At 69.3% G+C, this 17,405-nt stretch carries 13 protein-coding genes; 4 read left to right on the top strand and 9 right to left on the bottom strand.

From position 1 onward, the window contains the following. Positions 1 to 474: 474 nt before the first annotated feature. The 3 genes from ABZ910_RS32145 to thyX all read right to left on the bottom strand — a co-directional run bounded on the left by ABZ910_RS32145 (position 475) and on the right by thyX (position 4,143). Complete coding sequence (locus ABZ910_RS32145; RefSeq protein ID WP_361372141.1) at positions 475 to 2,160, bottom strand: ribonuclease J; 1,686 nt, start codon at positions 2,158 to 2,160, stop codon at positions 475 to 477. Between the two features lie 139 nt (positions 2,161 to 2,299). Further along, positions 2,300 to 3,199, bottom strand: a complete 900-nt coding sequence (gene dapA, locus ABZ910_RS32140; protein ID WP_361372139.1) for a 4-hydroxy-tetrahydrodipicolinate synthase — start codon at positions 3,197 to 3,199, stop codon at positions 2,300 to 2,302. 203 nt (positions 3,200 to 3,402) lie between these two features. Beyond that, a complete protein-coding gene (gene thyX, locus ABZ910_RS32135) occupies positions 3,403 to 4,143 on the bottom strand; it encodes an FAD-dependent thymidylate synthase (protein WP_361372136.1) in 741 nt (246 codons plus the stop codon). Positions 4,144 to 4,420: 277 nt separating this feature from the next. Between thyX and ABZ910_RS32130 the strand changes: the two genes are divergently transcribed. Both ABZ910_RS32130 and ABZ910_RS32125 read left to right on the top strand, forming a co-directional pair. Then, positions 4,421 to 4,657: a hypothetical protein gene (locus ABZ910_RS32130; protein ID WP_361372133.1), complete on the top strand. Its 237-nt coding sequence runs from the start codon at positions 4,421 to 4,423 to the stop codon at positions 4,655 to 4,657. Between the two features lie 91 nt (positions 4,658 to 4,748). Continuing rightward, complete coding sequence (locus ABZ910_RS32125; protein WP_361372130.1) at positions 4,749 to 5,303, top strand: hypothetical protein; 555 nt, start codon at positions 4,749 to 4,751, stop codon at positions 5,301 to 5,303. Positions 5,304 to 5,417: 114 nt separating this feature from the next. Here the strand turns inward: ABZ910_RS32125 and ABZ910_RS32120 are convergent, their stop codons facing one another. From ABZ910_RS32120 to eccD, 6 genes are all read right to left on the bottom strand, one after another. Next, a complete protein-coding gene (locus tag ABZ910_RS32120; RefSeq protein WP_361372127.1) occupies positions 5,418 to 5,861 on the bottom strand; it encodes a hypothetical protein in 444 nt (147 codons plus the stop codon). 18 nt (positions 5,862 to 5,879) lie between these two features. Then, positions 5,880 to 6,632, bottom strand: coding sequence for a 4-hydroxy-tetrahydrodipicolinate reductase (dapB, locus tag ABZ910_RS32115; protein WP_361372124.1), 753 nt, complete (start codon positions 6,630 to 6,632; stop codon positions 5,880 to 5,882). Between the two features lie 39 nt (positions 6,633 to 6,671). Next, positions 6,672 to 8,051 carry a pitrilysin family protein gene (locus tag ABZ910_RS32110; protein WP_361372121.1) on the bottom strand — a complete coding sequence of 460 codons (1,380 nt, stop codon included), beginning with the start codon at positions 8,049 to 8,051 and terminating at the stop codon, positions 6,672 to 6,674. Further along, positions 8,048 to 10,270 (bottom strand): polyribonucleotide nucleotidyltransferase, encoded by a 2,223-nt coding sequence (locus ABZ910_RS32105; protein WP_361372118.1) that lies wholly within the window; start codon positions 10,268 to 10,270, stop codon positions 8,048 to 8,050. The genes ABZ910_RS32110 and ABZ910_RS32105 overlap by 4 nt, the downstream gene beginning before the upstream one ends. Positions 10,271 to 10,736: 466 nt before the next feature. Then, positions 10,737 to 11,024: a 30S ribosomal protein S15 gene (gene rpsO / locus ABZ910_RS32100; protein ID WP_361372115.1), complete on the bottom strand. Its 288-nt coding sequence runs from the start codon at positions 11,022 to 11,024 to the stop codon at positions 10,737 to 10,739. A gap of 198 nt (positions 11,025 to 11,222) precedes the next feature. Beyond that, on the bottom strand, positions 11,223 to 12,680 hold the full coding sequence (gene eccD / locus ABZ910_RS32095) for a type VII secretion integral membrane protein EccD (protein WP_361372112.1): 1,458 nt from the start codon (positions 12,678 to 12,680) through the stop codon (positions 11,223 to 11,225). 277 nt (positions 12,681 to 12,957) lie between these two features. Here eccD and eccCa point away from each other — a divergent pair, with 277 nt between their 5' ends. Next, positions 12,958 to 16,902: a type VII secretion protein EccCa gene (gene eccCa / locus ABZ910_RS32090; RefSeq protein WP_361372110.1), complete on the top strand. Its 3,945-nt coding sequence runs from the start codon at positions 12,958 to 12,960 to the stop codon at positions 16,900 to 16,902. A 121-nt stretch (positions 16,903 to 17,023) separates the two neighbouring features. After that, positions 17,024 to 17,404 carry a hypothetical protein gene (locus ABZ910_RS32085; RefSeq protein WP_361372107.1) on the top strand — a complete coding sequence of 127 codons (381 nt, stop codon included), beginning with the start codon at positions 17,024 to 17,026 and terminating at the stop codon, positions 17,402 to 17,404. Position 17,405: the final 1 nt, after the last annotated feature.

Below are 17,405 nucleotides of genomic sequence, written 5' to 3'. Positions count from 1 at the left end.
ATCTTTTTCCGATCCGATTTCCTCGGTGCTTTCCAGGTTCTCGCTCTCGCGTTTCCCTTTCCGGCGGTTCCGACTCTATCAGACTCTCTTTCGTGTCTGACCCCCGGTCAGCGGGGTTTGTCTTCCCGGCCTCGCGGCCGTTCCGACGTCCCAAACCTTAGCGGATCTTTCCGGTGGCTCCTAATCGGGCCCCCGCACTCCAAAAGGAATTGGATTCGGACATGCGACATGCCGAATGCCGTCCCGTTCGGGAGATCGTGCTGGTGGTTGGGTGCCGCATTCGCGGCGAGAGTGCCGCCGCCAGAACCTTCCGGATCTGGGGCAGACCGAGAACTCTACCGATCCGGCAGGGTGGCGTCAACCCCTGTTGTCAAGATTTTTTGACGAGGTCGCTCGACCGGTCGTACAGCGGGGCCCCTCGACCTGGATCGAGGGGCCCCGTTGCTGGTCGGCGCGGTGTAGCCGCGCTGGAGGTCAGACCTCCACGACGACCGGGAGGATCATCGGGCGACGGCGGAAGGTGTCGGAGACCCACTTTCCCAGCGTGCGTCGGATGAGCTGCTGCAGCTGGTGGGGCTCGACCACACCGTCCTGGGCCGTGCGCTCCAGGACTTCCTTGATCTTCGGGACGACTTCCGAGAAGACGGCGTCGTCGATACCGGAGCCCCGGGCATGGATGTCCGGGCCGCTGGTGATCTTTCCGGTGTTCGAGTCCATCACCACGAAGACCGAGATGATGCCCTCGTCGCCGAGGATCTTGCGGTCCTTCAGCGCGGGCTCGCCGACGTCCCCGACCGAGAGGCCGTCGACGTACACGTATCCCGCCGGCACCTTGCCGGAGATCTTGGCCTTGCCCTCGACGAGGTCGACGGTGATGCCGTCCTCGGCGATCACGATGCGGTCGTGCGGGACGCCGGTCATGGCGCCGAGCTCGGCGTTGGCGCGCAGGTGGCGCCACTCGCCGTGGACCGGCATCAGGTTCTTGGGCCGGCAGATGTTGTAGAAGTACAGCAGCTCGCCCGCGGACGCGTGCCCGGAGACGTGCACCTTGGCGTTGCCCTTGTGGACGACGTTCGCGCCCCAGCGGGTCAGGCCGTTGATCACGCGGTAGACGTCGGTCTCGTTGCCGGGGATCAGGGACGACGCCAGGATCACCGTGTCACCCTCGGTGATCCGGATCTGGTGGTCCCGATTGGCCATCCGCGACAGGGCCGCCATCGGCTCGCCCTGGGAGCCCGTGCAGACCAGCACGACCTTGTCGTCCGGGAGGTCGTCCAGCTGCTTGACGTCGACGACCAGGCCCGGCGGGACCTTCAGGTAGCCGAGGTCGCGCGCGATGCCCATGTTGCGGACCATCGAGCGGCCGACGAAGGCGACCTTGCGGCCGTACTTCTGGGCCGTGTCGAGGATCTGCTGGATGCGGTGCACGTGGCTGGCGAAGCTCGCCACGATGATGCGCTTGTGGGCGTTCGCGAAGACGTTGTCCAGCACGTTCGCGATGTCGCGCTCGGGCGGGACGAAGCCCGGGACCTCGGCGTTCGTGGAGTCCGAGAGGAGGAGGTCGATGCCCTCCTCGCTCAGGCGCGCGAAGGCGTGCAGGTCCGTGAGACGGCCGTCCAGCGGAAGCTGGTCCATCTTGAAGTCGCCGGTGTGCACCACCATGCCGGCCGGGGTGCGGATGGCGACCGCGAGCGCGTCCGGGATGGAGTGGTTGACCGCGACGAATTCGCAGTTGAAGGGGCCGACCTGCTCGCGGTCGCCCGCTTCCACCTCGATGGTGCGCGGGCGGATGCGGTGCTCCTGGAGCTTGGCCTCGATGAGGGCGAGGGTCAGCTTGGAGCCGATCAGCGGGATGTCCGGCCGCTCGCGCAGGAGGTAGGGGACACCGCCGATGTGGTCCTCGTGGCCGTGCGTGAGCACGATGCCGTCGATGTCGTCGATGCGGTCCCGGATGGACGTGAAGTCCGGGAGGATCAGGTCGACTCCGGGCTGCTCCTCCTCCGGGAAGAGCACGCCGCAGTCGACGATCAGCAGGCGGCCGTCGTACTCGAAGACGGTCATGTTCCGGCCGATTTCACCGAGGCCGCCGAGCGGGGTGACCCGCAGGCCGCCATCGGGGAGCGACGGCGGCGGGGCGAGTTCAGGGTGCGGATGACTCAAAAGACTCTCCTGACCACACACGCCACGTACCGGTGGGCACGTGGCGCGCGTGACGTTCGTGCAAAAGCAGTTGTCGTGTGGGGTGCAGGCACCGGTGTCCTGCTTATTCAGCTGTCCTGTTCAGTTGTGAAGTCTGGTGTCAGAGCTGTACCCCGCCCGCGGCAAGATCGATCTTGAGCTGGGCGATCTCCTCGGGCGAGCACTCGACCATGGGCGCGCGCAGCGGCCCGGCGGGCAGACCCTGGAGGGCGAGCGCGGCCTTGGTGGTCATGACGCCCTGCGTGCGGAACATGCCCGTGTAGACCGGAAGCAGCTTCTGGTGGATCTCGGTCGCCTTCTGGACGTCGCCCGAGGTGAAGGCGTCGACGAGGGCCCGCAGGTCGGGGGTGACCACGTGGCCGACGACCGAGACGAAGCCGACCGCGCCCACGGAGAGCAGCGGCAGGTTGAGCATGTCGTCGCCGGAGTACCAGGCGAGGCCGGACTGGGCGATGGCCCAGCTGGCGCGGCCGAGGTCCCCCTTGGCGTCCTTGTTGGCGACGATGCGCGGGTGTTCGGCGAGGCGGACCAGCGTCTCGGTGTTGATCGGGACGCCGCTGCGGCCGGGGATGTCGTACAGCATGACCGGCAGCTCGGCGGCGTCGGCGACGGCCTTGAAGTGCCGGTACAGGCCCTCCTGCGGGGGCTTGTTGTAGTACGGCGTGACGACGAGGAGGCCGTGTGCGCCCACCTTCTCGGCGGCGCGGGCCAGCTCGATGCTGTGGTGCGTGTCGTTGGTACCGACGCCGGCTACGACGTGGGCGCGGTCACCGACCGCGTCCAGGACGGCTCGCACCAGATCCGATTTCTCCGCGTCGCTGGTGGTCGGGGACTCGCCGGTGGTGCCGTTGATGATCAGGCCGTCGTTGCCTGCGTCCACCAGATGGGTGGCGAGCCGCTGGGCGCCGTCGAGGTCGAGTGCGCCGTCCGCCGTGAGGGGCGTGACCATGGCGGTGAGGACCCGCCCGAAGGGGGTCTGCGGAGTGGAGGTCGGAGCCATGGGTACCACGCTACTCGTTGCTCACTGCGGGGTCTGCCTTCGGGGTGCGCGGAAAAACACGACGAATGGCGATAAACATGGAGCCCGGCACTGCCTGCTCGGGGGTTCAAGCAGTGCCGGGTCCGTTTGATCAGGCTAGATGAACTTCTCTAAATGCCGCAATACGGACACTTCGCCAGGCTGATCCGTACATGCGTGCCGCGTTACGGCGCGACGCGGCCGTTGGCGTTGAAGGCGGCGTACGTCAGCGGCATGAGCTCGGCCCACGCGGCCTCCATCTGCTCGCCGACCATCTCGATCTCCCGCTGCGGGAAGGACGGCACCTTGGCCAGCTCGTGCTGGGTGCGCAGGCCGAGGAAGTGCATCAGGGAGCGGGCGTTACAGGTGGCGTACATCGAGGAGAACAGGCCGACCGGGAGGACCGAGCGGGCGACCTCGCGGGCGACGCCGGCGGCGAGCATCTCCTGGTACGCCTCATAGGCCTGGACGTACGAGTCCTCCATGACGCGGCCGGTCAGCTCCTGCTGCGCCTGGGTGCCCTCGACGAAGACGTACTTGCCGGGACGACCCTCCTGGACGAGCTTGCGGGACTCGTCGGGGACGTAGAAGACCGGCTGGAGCTCCCTGTAGCGACCGCTTTCCTCGTTGTACGACCAGCCCACGCGGTGCCGCATGAACTCGCGGAAGACGAAGATCGGGGCGCTGATGAAGAACGTCATCGAGTTGTGCTCGAAGGGACTGCCGTGCCGGTCCCGCATCAGGTAGTTGATCAGACCCTTGGAGCGCTCCGGGTCCTTGTTCAGCTCGTCCAGGGACTGCTCGCCGAGCGTCGAGACGCGGGCGGCGAACAGCACGTCGGCGTCCGACGCGGCGTGCTTGACCAGCTCGACGGTGACATCGCTGCGGAAACTGGGCTTGAGGTCGTCGGCGGGGGTGTCGGTCACGGCTCGGAGGGTCCTTCCATCACTTCTCTCGGGCGGCGCCCACTCTACGGCCCGGCACTGACAACGGGGCCGTTCGGTACCGGGATGCGACATCTTCGGCATCTTCGGACGACTTCGGTTAACCGGCGAACTTCGGAAGACTTCGGGGGACTCCTGAGCACTCGCGGAACTTCGGTGATCTTGTGTGAATTCGTGACAAGAGGGCACCTTCTGCGACACTTGTTCGTCTCTCCCGGTGAGAGCCATTCGTTCGATCCCCGAAGGGAGATCCGCCCCGATGTTCCGTCGGCCCGACCCCGTGCCGTTCGCCTTCCTCGCCGAGGCCGACGCGTTCCGGAGCAACGTCACTCCCCCACCCCGCGAGCGCGCCTCCGCCGGGCAGATAGCCGGGCGGTGGCTGCTGGGGCTCACCGTCGTCGCCGGGCTCGTCGGCTCGCTGGTTCTCGGGATGCCCGCACTGTCCACCGACACCGTCCCGCAGACGCAACAGCCGCAGGCCGCGCAGGGGCGCTGACCCTTCCGGCCGCGCAAGGGTGGTGAGCACGGTGACGGGCGGATAACCTCACCGGGCACAGCCCACGCATGGATTGAGTGAGGACCAGCCCGTGCCCCTGCCCTTCCTGACGGCCGACCGCACGTACGAATCAGCCGACGACGTAGCGCTGCCCTACGACGACACCGCCCGCTGGCGGCGCCCCTACCGGCCAGGACCGGTACGCGTGGGAACGGCGGCCCTGTGCCTGCTGCTCGCCTCGTACGTGCTGTTCGCGGCGGTCGTCATCGCCCTGACCGGCTCGCCGACCTCGGCCGGAGTGATCTTCGGCCTCGCCCTGGCGATCATCGCCTGCGCGCTGCGCCTGCTGCGCATGGGCGTGTGGGTGAGCGCGCGCGGCCTGCGCCACGTCCGCTTCCTCGTCACGCAGACCGTCCCCTGGCAGCAGGTCGTCGCGGTACGCACGGTGCAGCAGCCGGTGCGCTGGCTGGGGCTGCCGCGCACGGTGCAGGGACAGGCGCTGACCGTCGTACCGAGGGATCGTGCCGCCGAGGACGTGGTGCCGCTGCTGACCACGCACAACCTCGATTTCCTGGCGCGGGTCTCGGCCTTCGACCGCGCGGCGGACACGGTCGAGGCGTGGGCGGCGGAGCACCACCGAGGCTGAGCACACGCTGATGGCACAAGGGAACCGATGACAAAAGGGTGGTGCCCGGTCCGTCTGGAGACGGACCGGGCACCACCCTTTTGAAGCGGAACCTCAGCGGTTCGAGGGAGAACCTCAGCGAGCGGCCTCTCGCAACGCGATCGCCCGCTGCATCGCCTTGCGGGCGCGCGGGGTGTCGCGGGCGTCGTGGTACGCGACCGCGAGCCGGAACCAGCTGCGCCAGTCGTCGGGAGAGTCCTCCGTCTCGGCCTTGCGCCGGGCGAACACCTCGTCGGCCGAGTCACGGTCGATACGGCCGCCGGGCGTGCGCTTCAGTTCGTCGACGGGCAGGCCGCCCTCGGCGTCGAGCTCGGCCGCGAGCCGGTTGGCCCTGCGGACGAACTGGGTGTTCTTCCACAGGAACCACACCCCGATGACCGGCAGGATCAGCACCGCCACCCCGAACGGGACGGTGATGAGCGTGCCGGACTCGATGAGCATGACGCCGCGGCTGCCGACCAGGACGAAGTAGAAGACCAGGACGGCGGCCGTGATGACGTAGGAGATCTTCGCGCGCATGGGTTCAGTCGTTCCGGCTCAGCTCAGGTCCAGGAAGTGTTCCAGGCCGAAGGTCAGGCCCGGGGCCGACCCCACCCGGCGTACGCCGAGCAGGATGCCCGGCATGAAGCTGCTGTGGTGCAGGGAGTCGTGCCGGATGGTGAGGGTCTCGCCCTCGCCTCCGAGCAGCACCTCCTGGTGCGCGAGCAGGCCGCGCAGGCGGACGGAGTGCACGGGGACGCCGTCGACGTCGGCACCCCGGGCACCGTCCAGGGCCGTCACCGTGGCGTCCGGCGCCGGGGCCGTACCGGCCGCCCGGCGGGCCTCGGCGATGAGCTGCGCGGTGCGCGTGGCCGTGCCGGAGGGAGCGTCGACCTTGTTCGGGTGGTGCAGCTCGACGACCTCGACCGACTCGAAGTACGGCGCGGCGATCTGCGCGAACTTCATGGTCAGGACGGCGCCGATGGAGAAGTTGGGCGCGATGAGCACGCCCGTCTCCGGGGACTGCTCCAGCCACCCCTTGAGCTGCGCGAGACGCTCGTCGGTCCAGCCGGTCGTGCCGACGACCGCGTGGATGCCGTGGCGCACGCAGAAGTCGAGGTTGCCCATCACCGAGGCGGGAGTGGTCAGGTCGACCGCGACCTGGGCGCCGGTCTCCGCCAGCGTCTCCAGCTTGTCGCCCCGGCCGAGGGCGGCGACCAGTTCCATGTCCTCGGCGGCCTCGACGGCCCGTACCGCCTCGGAGCCGATGCGGCCCTTGGCGCCGAGGACCGCCACGCGCAGCTTGCTCATCTGTTGCTTTCCTTAACGCAGTTGGTGGACCGAAGGGGGTCAGGCGACGGCGTCGTGCAGCCGGGACGCCTGCTTGTCCTTCAGCGGGCCGATGACCGACAGCGACGGACGCTGTCCCAGGATGTCGCGGGCGACCGAGCGGATCTCGTCCGGGGTGACCGCCGCGATCCGGGCCAGCATGTCGTCGACGGACATCTGCTCGCCCCAGCACAGCTCGCTCTTGCCGATGCGGTTCATCAGCGCGCCCGTGTCCTCCAGGCCGAGGACGGTGGAGCCCCGGAGCTGGCCGACGGCACGGCTGATCTCGTCGTCGCTGAGCCCGTGCTCGGCGACCTGGTCGAGCTCGTCGCGGCAGATCTTCAGCACGTCGTGCACCTGGCTCGGACGGCAGCCTGCGTACACCCCGAACAGGCCGCAGTCGGCGAAGCCTGAGGTGTACGAGTACACGCTGTAGCACAGGCCGCGCTTCTCACGGACCTCCTGGAAGAGACGGGAGGACATGCCGCCGCCGAGGGCCGTGTTCAGCACGCCGAGCGCCCAGCGGCGGTCGTCGGTGCGGGCCAGGCCCGGCATGCCGAGGACGACGTGCGCCTGCTCGGTCTTGCGGCCGATCAGCTCGACGCGGCCCGCGGTGCGGATGGCGCGGCGGCCGTCGCGCGGGGCGATGGGCGTGGCCTCGAGGTTGCGGAGGGCGCCGGCCTGCTCGAAGGCGGCACGCACCTGTCGTACGACCTTGTTGTGGTCGACGTTGCCGGCCGCGGCGACCACGAGGTGGGTCGGGTCGTAGTGCTTCTTGTAGAAGCGGCGGATGCGGTCGGCGGTGAGGGCGTTGACCGTGTCGACCGTGCCGAGGACCGGGCGGCCGAGGGGGTTGTCGCCGAACATCGTGTGCGCGAACAGGTCGTGCACGCAGTCGCCCGGGTCGTCCTCGGTCATCGCGATCTCTTCGAGGATCGCGCCGCGCTCGACGTTGACGTCGTCCTCGACGATGAGGGAGCCGGTCAGCATGTCGCAGACGACGTCGATCGCGAGCGGCAGGTCGGTGTCGAGCACGCGCGCGTAGTAGCACGTGTACTCCTTCGCCGTGAACGCGTTCATCTCGCCGCCGACCGCGTCGAGGGCGGCGGAGATGTCCAGGGCGCTGCGCTTGCGCGTGCCCTTGAAGAGCAGGTGCTCCAGGTAGTGCGTGGCGCCGTTGAGGGACGGCGTCTCGTCGCGGGAGCCGACGTGGGCCCAGATGCCGAAGGTCGCGGAGCGGACCGACGGCAGCGTCTCGGTGACGATGCGCAGGCCGCCCGGGAGGGTGGTCTTGCGGACCGTGCCGATGCCGTTGGCGCCCTTGATCAGGGTTTGGGTACGGGCGACGGCCCGCGCCTCCGAAGAGGTGCGGGCCGTCACCGTGGAGCTACTCGACGTCACTTGTCGGTGTCGTCCTTCGTGTCCTCGTCGCCTTCGCCCTCGCCCTCGATCACGGGGATGAGGGAGAGCTTGCCGCGGGAGTCGATCTCGGCGATCTCGACCTGGACCTTCTGGCCCACACCGAGGACGTCCTCGACGTTCTCCACGCGCTTGCCGCCGGCCAGCTTGCGGATCTGCGAGATGTGCAGCAGACCGTCCTTGCCGGGCAGCAGGGAGACGAACGCACCGAAGGTGGTCGTCTTCACGACCGTGCCGAGGTAGCGCTCGCCGACCTCCGGCATCGTCGGGTTGGCGATGCCGTTGATCGTGGCACGGGCGGCCTCGGCGGCCGGACCGTCGGCGGCACCGATGTAGATCGTGCCGTCGTCCTCGATCGTGATCTCGGCGCCCGTGTCCTCCTGGATCTGGTTGATCATCTTGCCCTTGGGGCCGATGACCTCGCCGATCTTGTCGACCGGGATCTTCACGGTGATGATCCGCGGCGCGTTCGGGGACATGGCGTCCGGCCGGTCGATCGCCTCGGTCATCACGTCGAGGATGTGGAGGCGGGCGTCGCGGGCCTGCTTGAGGGCCGCGGCCAGGACGGAGGCCGGGATGCCGTCCAGCTTGGTGTCGAGCTGGAGCGCGGTCACGAAGTCCTTCGTGCCGGCGACCTTGAAGTCCATGTCACCGAAGGCGTCCTCCGCACCGAGGATGTCGGTGAGTGCGACGTAGTGCGTCTCGCCGTCGACATCCTGGGAGATCAGGCCCATGGCGATACCGGCGACCGGGGCCTTCAGCGGCACACCGGCGTTCAGCAGCGACATGGTGGAGGCGCAGACCGAACCCATGGACGTCGAACCGTTGGAGCCGAGGGCCTCGGACACCTGGCGGATCGCGTACGGGAACTCCTCGCGCGTCGGCAGCACCGGCACGATCGCGCGCTCGGCGAGCGCGCCGTGGCCGATCTCGCGGCGCTTCGGGGAGCCGACGCGGCCGGTCTCACCGACGGAGTACGGCGGGAAGTTGTAGTTGTGCATGTAGCGCTTGCGGGTCACCGGGGAGAGGGTGTCCAGCTGCTGCTCCATGCGCAGCATGTTGAGGGTGGTGATGCCCAGGATCTGGGTCTCGCCACGCTCGAACAGCGCGGAGCCGTGGACCCGCGGGATGGCCTCGACCTCGGCGGCCAGGGTGCGGATGTCGGTGACACCGCGGCCGTCGATGCGCTTCTTCTCCTTGATGACGCGCTCGCGCACCAGCTTCTTGGTCAGCGCGCGGTAGGCGGCGGAGATCTCCTTCTCGCGGCCCTCGAACTCCGGAAGGAGCTTCTCGGCGGCGAGCGCCTTGACGCGGTCCAGCTCGGCCTCGCGCTCCTGCTTGCCGGCGATGGTGAGCGCCTGGGCGAGCTCGGGCCTGACCGCGGCGGACAGCGCCTCGAAGACGTCGTCCTGGAAGTCCAGGAAGATCGGGAACTCGCCGGTCGGCTTGGCGGCCTTCTTGGCGAGGTCGGCCTGGGCCTTGCACAGGACCTTGATGAAGGGCTTCGCGGCCTCGAGACCGGCGGCGACGACCTCCTCGGTCGGCGCCTCGGCGCCGCCCTCGACCAGCTTGATCGTCTGGTCGGTGGCCTCGGCCTCGACCATCATGATCGCGACGTCGCCGTCCTCCAGGACGCGGCCGGCGACCACCATGTCGAAGACGGCGTCCTCGAGCTCGGAGTGCGTCGGGAACGCGACCCACTGGCCGTTGATCAGCGCGACGCGGACGCCGCCGATCGGGCCGGAGAAGGGCAGGCCGGCCAGCTGCGTCGACGCGGACGCGGCGTTGATCGCCACGACGTCGTACAGGTGGTCGGGGTTGAGGGCCATGACCGTGGCGACGACCTGGATCTCGTTGCGCAGGCCCTTCTTGAAGGACGGGCGCAGCGGGCGGTCGATCAGACGGCAGGTGAGGATCGCGTCCTCGGAGGGGCGGCCCTCGCGGCGGAAGAAGCTGCCGGGGATCTTGCCGGCGGAGTACATCCGCTCCTCGACGTCCACCGTGAGGGGGAAGAAGTCGAGCTGGTCCTTGGGGGTCTTGGAGGCCGTGGTCGCCGACATCACCATGGTGTCGTCGTCCAGGTACGCCACGGCGGAACCGGCGGCCTGCTTGGCCAGGCGGCCCGTCTCGAAGCGGACGGTACGGGTGCCGAAGGAGCCGTTGTCGATGACGGCCTCGGCGTAGTGGGTCTCGTTCTCCACTAGCGTTATCTCCTCGTCTTCGTCCCTGGCTGCCCGTGTGGCAGGGGGACGGTTGCGGAGAGGCGCTCCGTCTGGTGCTGGCCGGTCTTCGATCGAAGCACCCGGGATCGGTTTCCCCCCGGGGGCCACTACCGAGGACCGGCGGCGGCGAGGCGCGCTTCTCCTTGTTCGGTTTGCGCGGTGACACCCTGCCCGTCCGGGCAGAACGTCCCACGCTGTGTCGTACGTAGTGCGTTGCGTTCTGCTACCACACTACAAAGCGTCGGTGACAGTCCGCATGTTTCCCCACGTACGAGCCAGGGCCTGGGGCGTACGGCGCGCTGACGCGCGTACGGCAAGTCCCTGCGTATCGCGGATGTCCTGCGTCTTTCCTGCTATCGCGCGGTTGCCCGCGCATCGCGGTCTCCCGCGTATGGCAAAGGGAGCGGTCCCGGGTTCTTCCGGGGACCGCTCCCTTCACGGCGTCCTACTTGGCGCCCGCCGCACCACGGCGGATGCCGAGGCGCTCGACCAGCGTACGGAAGCGCTGGATGTCCTTCTTGGCCAGGTACTGCAGCAGGCGGCGACGCTGGCCGACCAGGATCAGCAGACCACGACGGGAGTGGTGGTCGTGCTTGTGCATCTTGAGGTGCTCGGTCAGGTCCGAGATGCGGCGCGAGAGCATGGCGACCTGGACCTCGGGGGAGCCGGTGTCGCCCTCCTTCTGACCGAACTCGGCGATGATCTGCTTCTTCGTAGCGGCGTCGAGCGACACGCGTACTCCTCATGGTGTGAGTGCCTCCGAGTGCCCCCGGTCTACATCTCGGGGAAGCTTCCGTTACTCGGGAGGCGGGGATCCGCCGAGCGCGGCTCCCAGAAGAACCGGGAGCGCGTACACGAACGGCCGTCACACAGGGTACCAGCCCCGTAGTGGCCGGTATTCCACCCCTGCGCGACGGCCGTGGGGCCGGTCTCAGACTCCGCCGCGGACCTTGCCGTAGACGTCGAGCACGGCCAGGCAGACCGGGATCAGCGAGAGCAGCACCAGGGAGTCCGCGAGGTCCAGCATGCGGCCCCAGAAGGGGGAGAGTCCCTTCTGCGGCACGATCAGGGCGATCGCGATCAGCAGCAGGACGCCGGCCGCGACCGAGGCGCCGAGCCACAGGGTCCGCAGGTCGACAGGGCCGGAGTTGCCCTGGAGCAGTTCGCGGACGATCCCGGCCGGGGGCGAGATCGCGAGGCCGAGCACCAGCAGGGCGAGCGTGCCGACACCGGCCACGAACAGGCACGTGACCTGGGCGGTGTAGCGGAAGAGGCGGGCCCGCAGCATCGCGGCGAGGCCGGCGCACAGGGCCAGCAGCTGGGCCCAGCCGTTGTCGCTGAAGCCGAGCACGCCGCCGGCCGCGCCGATGACGACGGTGGCGCAGCCGCCGACGAGGCCGAGCAGCAGCTCGTGGCCGCGGCTGGTCTGGGCGACGATGCGCTGGATGTCGACGGCCTCGAGGTCGCCGTCCCGGCCCTCGCGGCGGGAGCGGGCCAGGTCCTCCGGGCTGCGGAAGCCGATGGGCAGCTTGGCGAAGCGGGCCGACCAGCCGGGCAGGAAGCCGACGACGGCCAGCGCGACGACTGAGGTGCCGGCGGCGACCTCCCGCGGCTGCGCCCCGGTGAGGATGCCGCAGAACACGGCGAGCGTGCCCAGGGCCGCGGCCAGCGCGGAGCCGACGAAGGGGGCGTCGCCCTCCGGCAGCAGCATGACCAGGACGACGGAGACCAGCAGGACGGCGACACAGCCGACGAGGAACTGGATCCTGCCGGGGCCCGCGCCCGCGTCCTGGGGAATCACGCCGGAGCCCGCGATGAGCGCGTGCGGCAGGGACGCGAGGCCGAGCGCGACGGCGGACCGGTAGTCCTCGTACACCCGCGCCCGTACGCCCGCGAGCGCGGTCAGGCCCACCGCCACGACACCGGCGAGGATGCCCTGGAGGCCGTGCATGTCGTGCCGTACCGGATCGGCGAACCAGAAGACGAAGCCGAGCATGACCAGCAGCAGCACACCGGAGACGAGACCGGCCGCCCGCATCAGGTGGTCGTTCCAGCTGCGGACGTCCTGCTTGACGGCGGCGGCGATCGCGTCCACCACGTCGTCGTGCACGGCCGGCGGCAGCGAGTCGGCGAAGGTGCGCAGCAGCAGCACCTCTCCGTCCCTGACCCGGTGCTCCAGCAACGAGCGGCTCGCGTCGAGCACTTGGCCCTCGCGGCTCACCAGGTGGTAGCCGGCCGGGCTGGCGTCCGACTGGGTCAGTCCCGAGAGCCGGACGATCTCGGGAAAGAGGTCCTGGACCGGAAGGTCCTCCGGCAGCGCGACGTCCACACGGCTGTCCGGCGCTGCGATGGTGATTCGGCAGAAACCCGTCGAAGTCCCCGTGCTCACCTGGCTGTTCCCCCTGCTGGCTGCTGGACAAGGCTGCTCGGCGCCGCCCGATACGACGCGTCGCGTCACCCTATCCGTTGTCGCGGCAGGCCTCCGGTCCACCTCCCTCATTTGCTCCAGACCCCCTCGGCTTCTCCATCCGCCTGACTCCCTCGGGCACATCGCGCATCAGTAGGATCGACGCCTGCGCGGACGACGCCTACGCGAACGGGAACACGTCGCGATACACGGGGGCGTCGGTACCAAGACGTATCAATCGCGAAGGATGAGTGCATCGGTGAGCGTCGTCATCATCAAACGGCCGCCGCGGACAGTTCCCCCGGTCGTCCCGGACGGCGAGGTCAGACTGGAGGCGCCGCCCGAGCTCCCGCGCGAGGGCGAGGAGAGCATGCTGATGACCCTGCTGCCCATGATGGGCATGGTGGGGTCCGTCGGCTTCTTCTTCATGCCGGGACTCCCGTCCTACATGCGGGTGGTCGGCGGTCTGATGCTCGCCTCGACCCTGGCCATGGCCATCGCCCAGTTCGCCAAGTCGCGGCAGGGCGGCGGCGCGGGGATGGCCCAGGACCGGCGCGACTACTTCCGCTACCTGGAGCAGGTGCGCAAGGACGTGCACAAGACAGCGGAACTCCAGCGGCGCAGCCAGTTCTTCCAGCACCCCGACCCGGAGCAGCTGTGGGCGGTCGCGGCCGACGGCAAGCGTCTGTGGGAACGGCGCCCGGTCGACGGGGACTTCGCCTCGGTCCGGATGGGCCGCGGCACCCAGCAGCTCAACACCCCGCTCGTCGCCCCGGAGACGGCGCCCAAGGAGGAGCTGGAGCCGCTGACCGCGGCGGCCATGAAGGCCTTCCTCGACGCGCACGGCAGCCTGTCCGACCTGCCGGTCTCCGTCTCGCTGCGTGCCTTCTACCACGTCACGGTGTGCGGGGAGACCGACACCGTCTACGGCAACGCCCGTTCTGTCCTGGCCGAGTTGGCGACGCTGCACTCGCCCGAGGACCTGATGGTCGCCGTGGTGGCGCACCCGTCCGCGGCGGCGGACTGGGACTGGATCAAGTGGCTGCCGCACAGCCAGCACCCGAAGGCCAAGGACGGCGCGGGCTCGGCCCGGCTCCTCTTCGACGACCTCGGCGAGCTGGAGGAGGCGCTGGCGGACCAGTTGGACGACCGCCCGCGCTGGAACCGTGACGCGAACCCGGTCTACGACCAGCCGCACCTGATCGTGGTGCTCGACGGCGGCACCGTGCCGCCGGACTCCGAACTCGCCAGCACCGAGGGCCTGCAGGGCGTCACCTTCCTCGAAATCGCCCCGGGCGAGCTGGAGGAGGAGCTGCGCGCCGGCCTGACGGCATATGTGAAGCCTGAGCGCATGCAGTTGTTCGTCGGCCACGAGTCGGCGTACGTCGGCAAACCCGACGTGCTGCACGCGGCACAGGCCGAGTCCCTGGCGCGCCAGCTGTCCCCGTTCCGGGTCGGCTCCGCCGAGGAGGGCGAACCCCTCCTGTCCAACCTGGACTTCACCGACCTCATGGGCATCGGTGACGCGGGCACCGTCGACGTGTCCCGCACCTGGCGCCCGCGCACACTGCACGAGCGGCTGCGCGTGCCGATCGGTGTCGGCGAGAGCGGCGAGCCGGTCATGCTCGACCTCAAGGAGGCCTCGCAGGAGGGCATGGGCCCGCACGGCCTGTGCGTCGGCGCGACCGGCTCGGGCAAGTCCGAGGTGCTGCGAACGCTGGTGCTCGGTCTGGCGGTGACGCACTCCTCGGAGACGCTGAACTTCATCCTCGCGGACTTCAAGGGTGGCGCGACCTTCGCCGGTATGGCGGACATGCCGCACACCGCGGCGGTGATCACCAACCTCGCGGACGACCTGACCCTCGTCGACCGTATGCGTGACTCGATCATGGGTGAGACGCAGCGCCGTCAGGAGCTGCTGCGCACGGCCGGCAACTACGCCAACCTGCACGACTACGAGAAGGCCCGGGCGGCGGGCGCCGCGCTCGAGCCGATGGCCTCCCTGGTGATCGTGCTCGACGAGTTCTCCGAACTCCTCACCGCCAAGCCCGACTTCATCGACATGTTCATCCAGATCGGCCGTATCGGCCGATCGCTGGGTATCCACCTGCTGCTGGCGTCGCAGCGCCTGGAGGAGGGCAAGCTGCGCGGCCTGGACACCTACCTGTCCTACCGGATCGGTCTACGCACCTTCTCCGCCGCCGAGTCGCGTACAGCGATCGGCGTCCCGGACGCCTACCACCTGCCGTCGATCCCCGGCTCCGGCTACCTGCGGTACGACACCGACACCATGGTCCGCTTCAAGGCCGCGTACGTGTCGGGGCCGTACCACGGCGAAGGCCCGTCCCGAGTGCACCGCTCCACCCAGCTGCGGCCCGCGCTGTTCACGGCCGAGCACGTGGCACTTCCCCCGCAACCGGTGATCGAGGAGCCGGAGGCCGACAACCGGGTCGACGACGCGCTGGCCGACACCGTCCTGGACGTCATCGTCAGCAGGATGGTCAACCAGGGCCCGCCCGCCCACCAGGTGTGGCTGCCCCCGCTCGACGAGGCCCCCTCGCTGGAGCAGCTCCTCCCCCAGCTCGCCGTCAGCCAGGACCGCGGCCTGACCGCGCCCGACTACACGGCGCTCGGCCGGCTCAACGTGCCGGTCGGCCTGGTGGACAAGCCGTTCGAGCAGCGGCGTGACGTGCTGTACCGCAACTTCTCGGGCGGTGCGGGCCACGGTCTGTTCGTCGGTGGCCCCCAGTCCGGCAAGTCGACGCTGCTGCGCACGCTCATCTCGTCGTTCGCCCTCACCCACACACCCTCCGAAGTGCAGTTCTACTGCCTGGACTTCGGCGGTGGCGGTCTGATCGCCATGGAGGAGCTGGCGCACGTCGGCGGCGTCGCCAACCGGCTCGACGCCGAGCGGGTGCGCCGTACGGTCAGCGAGGTCGAGGGCATCCTGGACACGCGCGAGGAGTACTTCCGCGCGCACAACATCGACTCGGTGCAGACCTACCGTCAGCGCCGGGCCGCGGGACAGCTGCCCGACCAGCCCTGGGGAGACGTCTTCCTCGTCATCGACGGCTGGGCGACCTTCAAGACGGACTACGAGCTGCTGGAGGCGACCGTCACCGACATCGCCACCCGCGGTCTCGGCTTCGGTGTGCACGTGATCCTGACCGCCAGCCGCTACACCGAAGTGCGGCCCGCGCTCAAGGACATGCTCCAGAACCGCATCGAGCTGCGGCTCGGCGACCCGACCGAGTCGGAGATCGACCGCAAGGTCGCGCAGAACGTGCCGGCCACCGTGCCGGGCCGCGGCCTGAGCCCGGACAAGCTGCACTTCATGACCGCGCTGCCCCGCGTCGACGGCTCCTCGGAGACGGAGGACCTGTCGGAGGCGACGTCGATCCTCATCCGCGGCATCAACGACAACTGGCAGGGCAACCACGCCCCGGCCGTACGGCTGCTGCCCACCCAGTTCCCGGCGGACCGGCTGCCCAAGGGCTTCGAGCACCCGGACCGCGGTGTCGCCATCGGCATCGACGAGTCGTCGCTCGCGCCGGTCTTCGTCGACTTCGAGACGGACCCGCACTTCATCGTGTTCGGTGAGAGCGAGTCCGGTAAGTCGGCGGTGCTGCGGCTGCTCATCAAGCAGATCACCGAGCGCTACACCCCGGACCAGGCCAAGATCGTCATGGGTGACTACCGTCGCGCCCACCTGGAGGGCGTCCCTGAGTCGCACCTCTCGCGCTACTGCGCGTCGGCGCCGGCGCTGGCCGAGACGCTGGAGGGCCTCGCCGGTTCGATGAGCCGCCGTATGCCGGGCCCGGACGTCACGCCCGAGCAGCTGCGCAACCGCAGTTGGTACAGCAGCCCGGACGCGTTCGTCATCGTCGACGACTACGACCTGGTGGCGACGGGCGTGAACCCCCTGGCCCCGCTCCTGGAGTACCTGCCCTTCGCCCGCGACGTCGGCCTGCGCGTCATCATCGCGCGTTCGTCGGGCGGCGCCAGCCGCTCGCTGTACGAGCCGGTGATGCAGCGGCTGCGCGAGCTGGGCGCCCAGGGCATCGTCCTCTCCGGCGACCGGACGGAGGGCGCCCTGCTGGGCAACATCTCTCCGTCGCAACTGCCGCCCGGCCGTGGGCACTTCCACACGCGTCGCCGTGGCGGGCAGCTGATCCAGACGGGGTGGCTGCCGGCGCGGTTCTGATCGACCCCGCAGTCACGGCGCATGGAGAGGGGCGGCACCCGACGGGTGCCGCCCCTCTGCGTGTCCCCGCTAGGGTGGAAGAAAGGGCAAGCCACGGGGGGCAGTTGTGTCGTCGGACTTCATGAACGCCGATCCCAAGGTCCTCAAGGACGAGGGCGGCAACATGCTCGCGGTGGGCCAGGACTTCGGCAAGGCCGTGCAACACCTGGCGGACGGACTGGGCAAGCTCGAAGGCGGCAGCACCCCGCCGTGGGGCGACGACGACCTGGGCGAGAAGTTCGGCGTCGTCTACGAAGGCCTGCGCGACGGCATGTTCAAGTCGATGGGCAGCCTGGCGGAGCGACTTGCGGGGATGGGCATCGCCTTCACCGAGATGGGCGTCCGGCACGAGCGCAACGAGGGTGACGAGGACGCCGCTTGGCGAGACATCACGGCTGAGTACGACGGGCAGGTGCAGATGCCGACGGGCGTGCACCACGTGCGCCGTCGGCAGGAGCCATGAC

The sequence above is a fragment of the Streptomyces sp. NPDC046805 genome, assembly GCF_040645355.1.
GTDB lineage: Bacteria > Actinomycetota > Actinomycetes > Streptomycetales > Streptomycetaceae > Streptomyces.
Note: the sequence above shows the minus strand (reverse complement) of the source record. Positions and strands in the feature narration are given on the sequence as shown.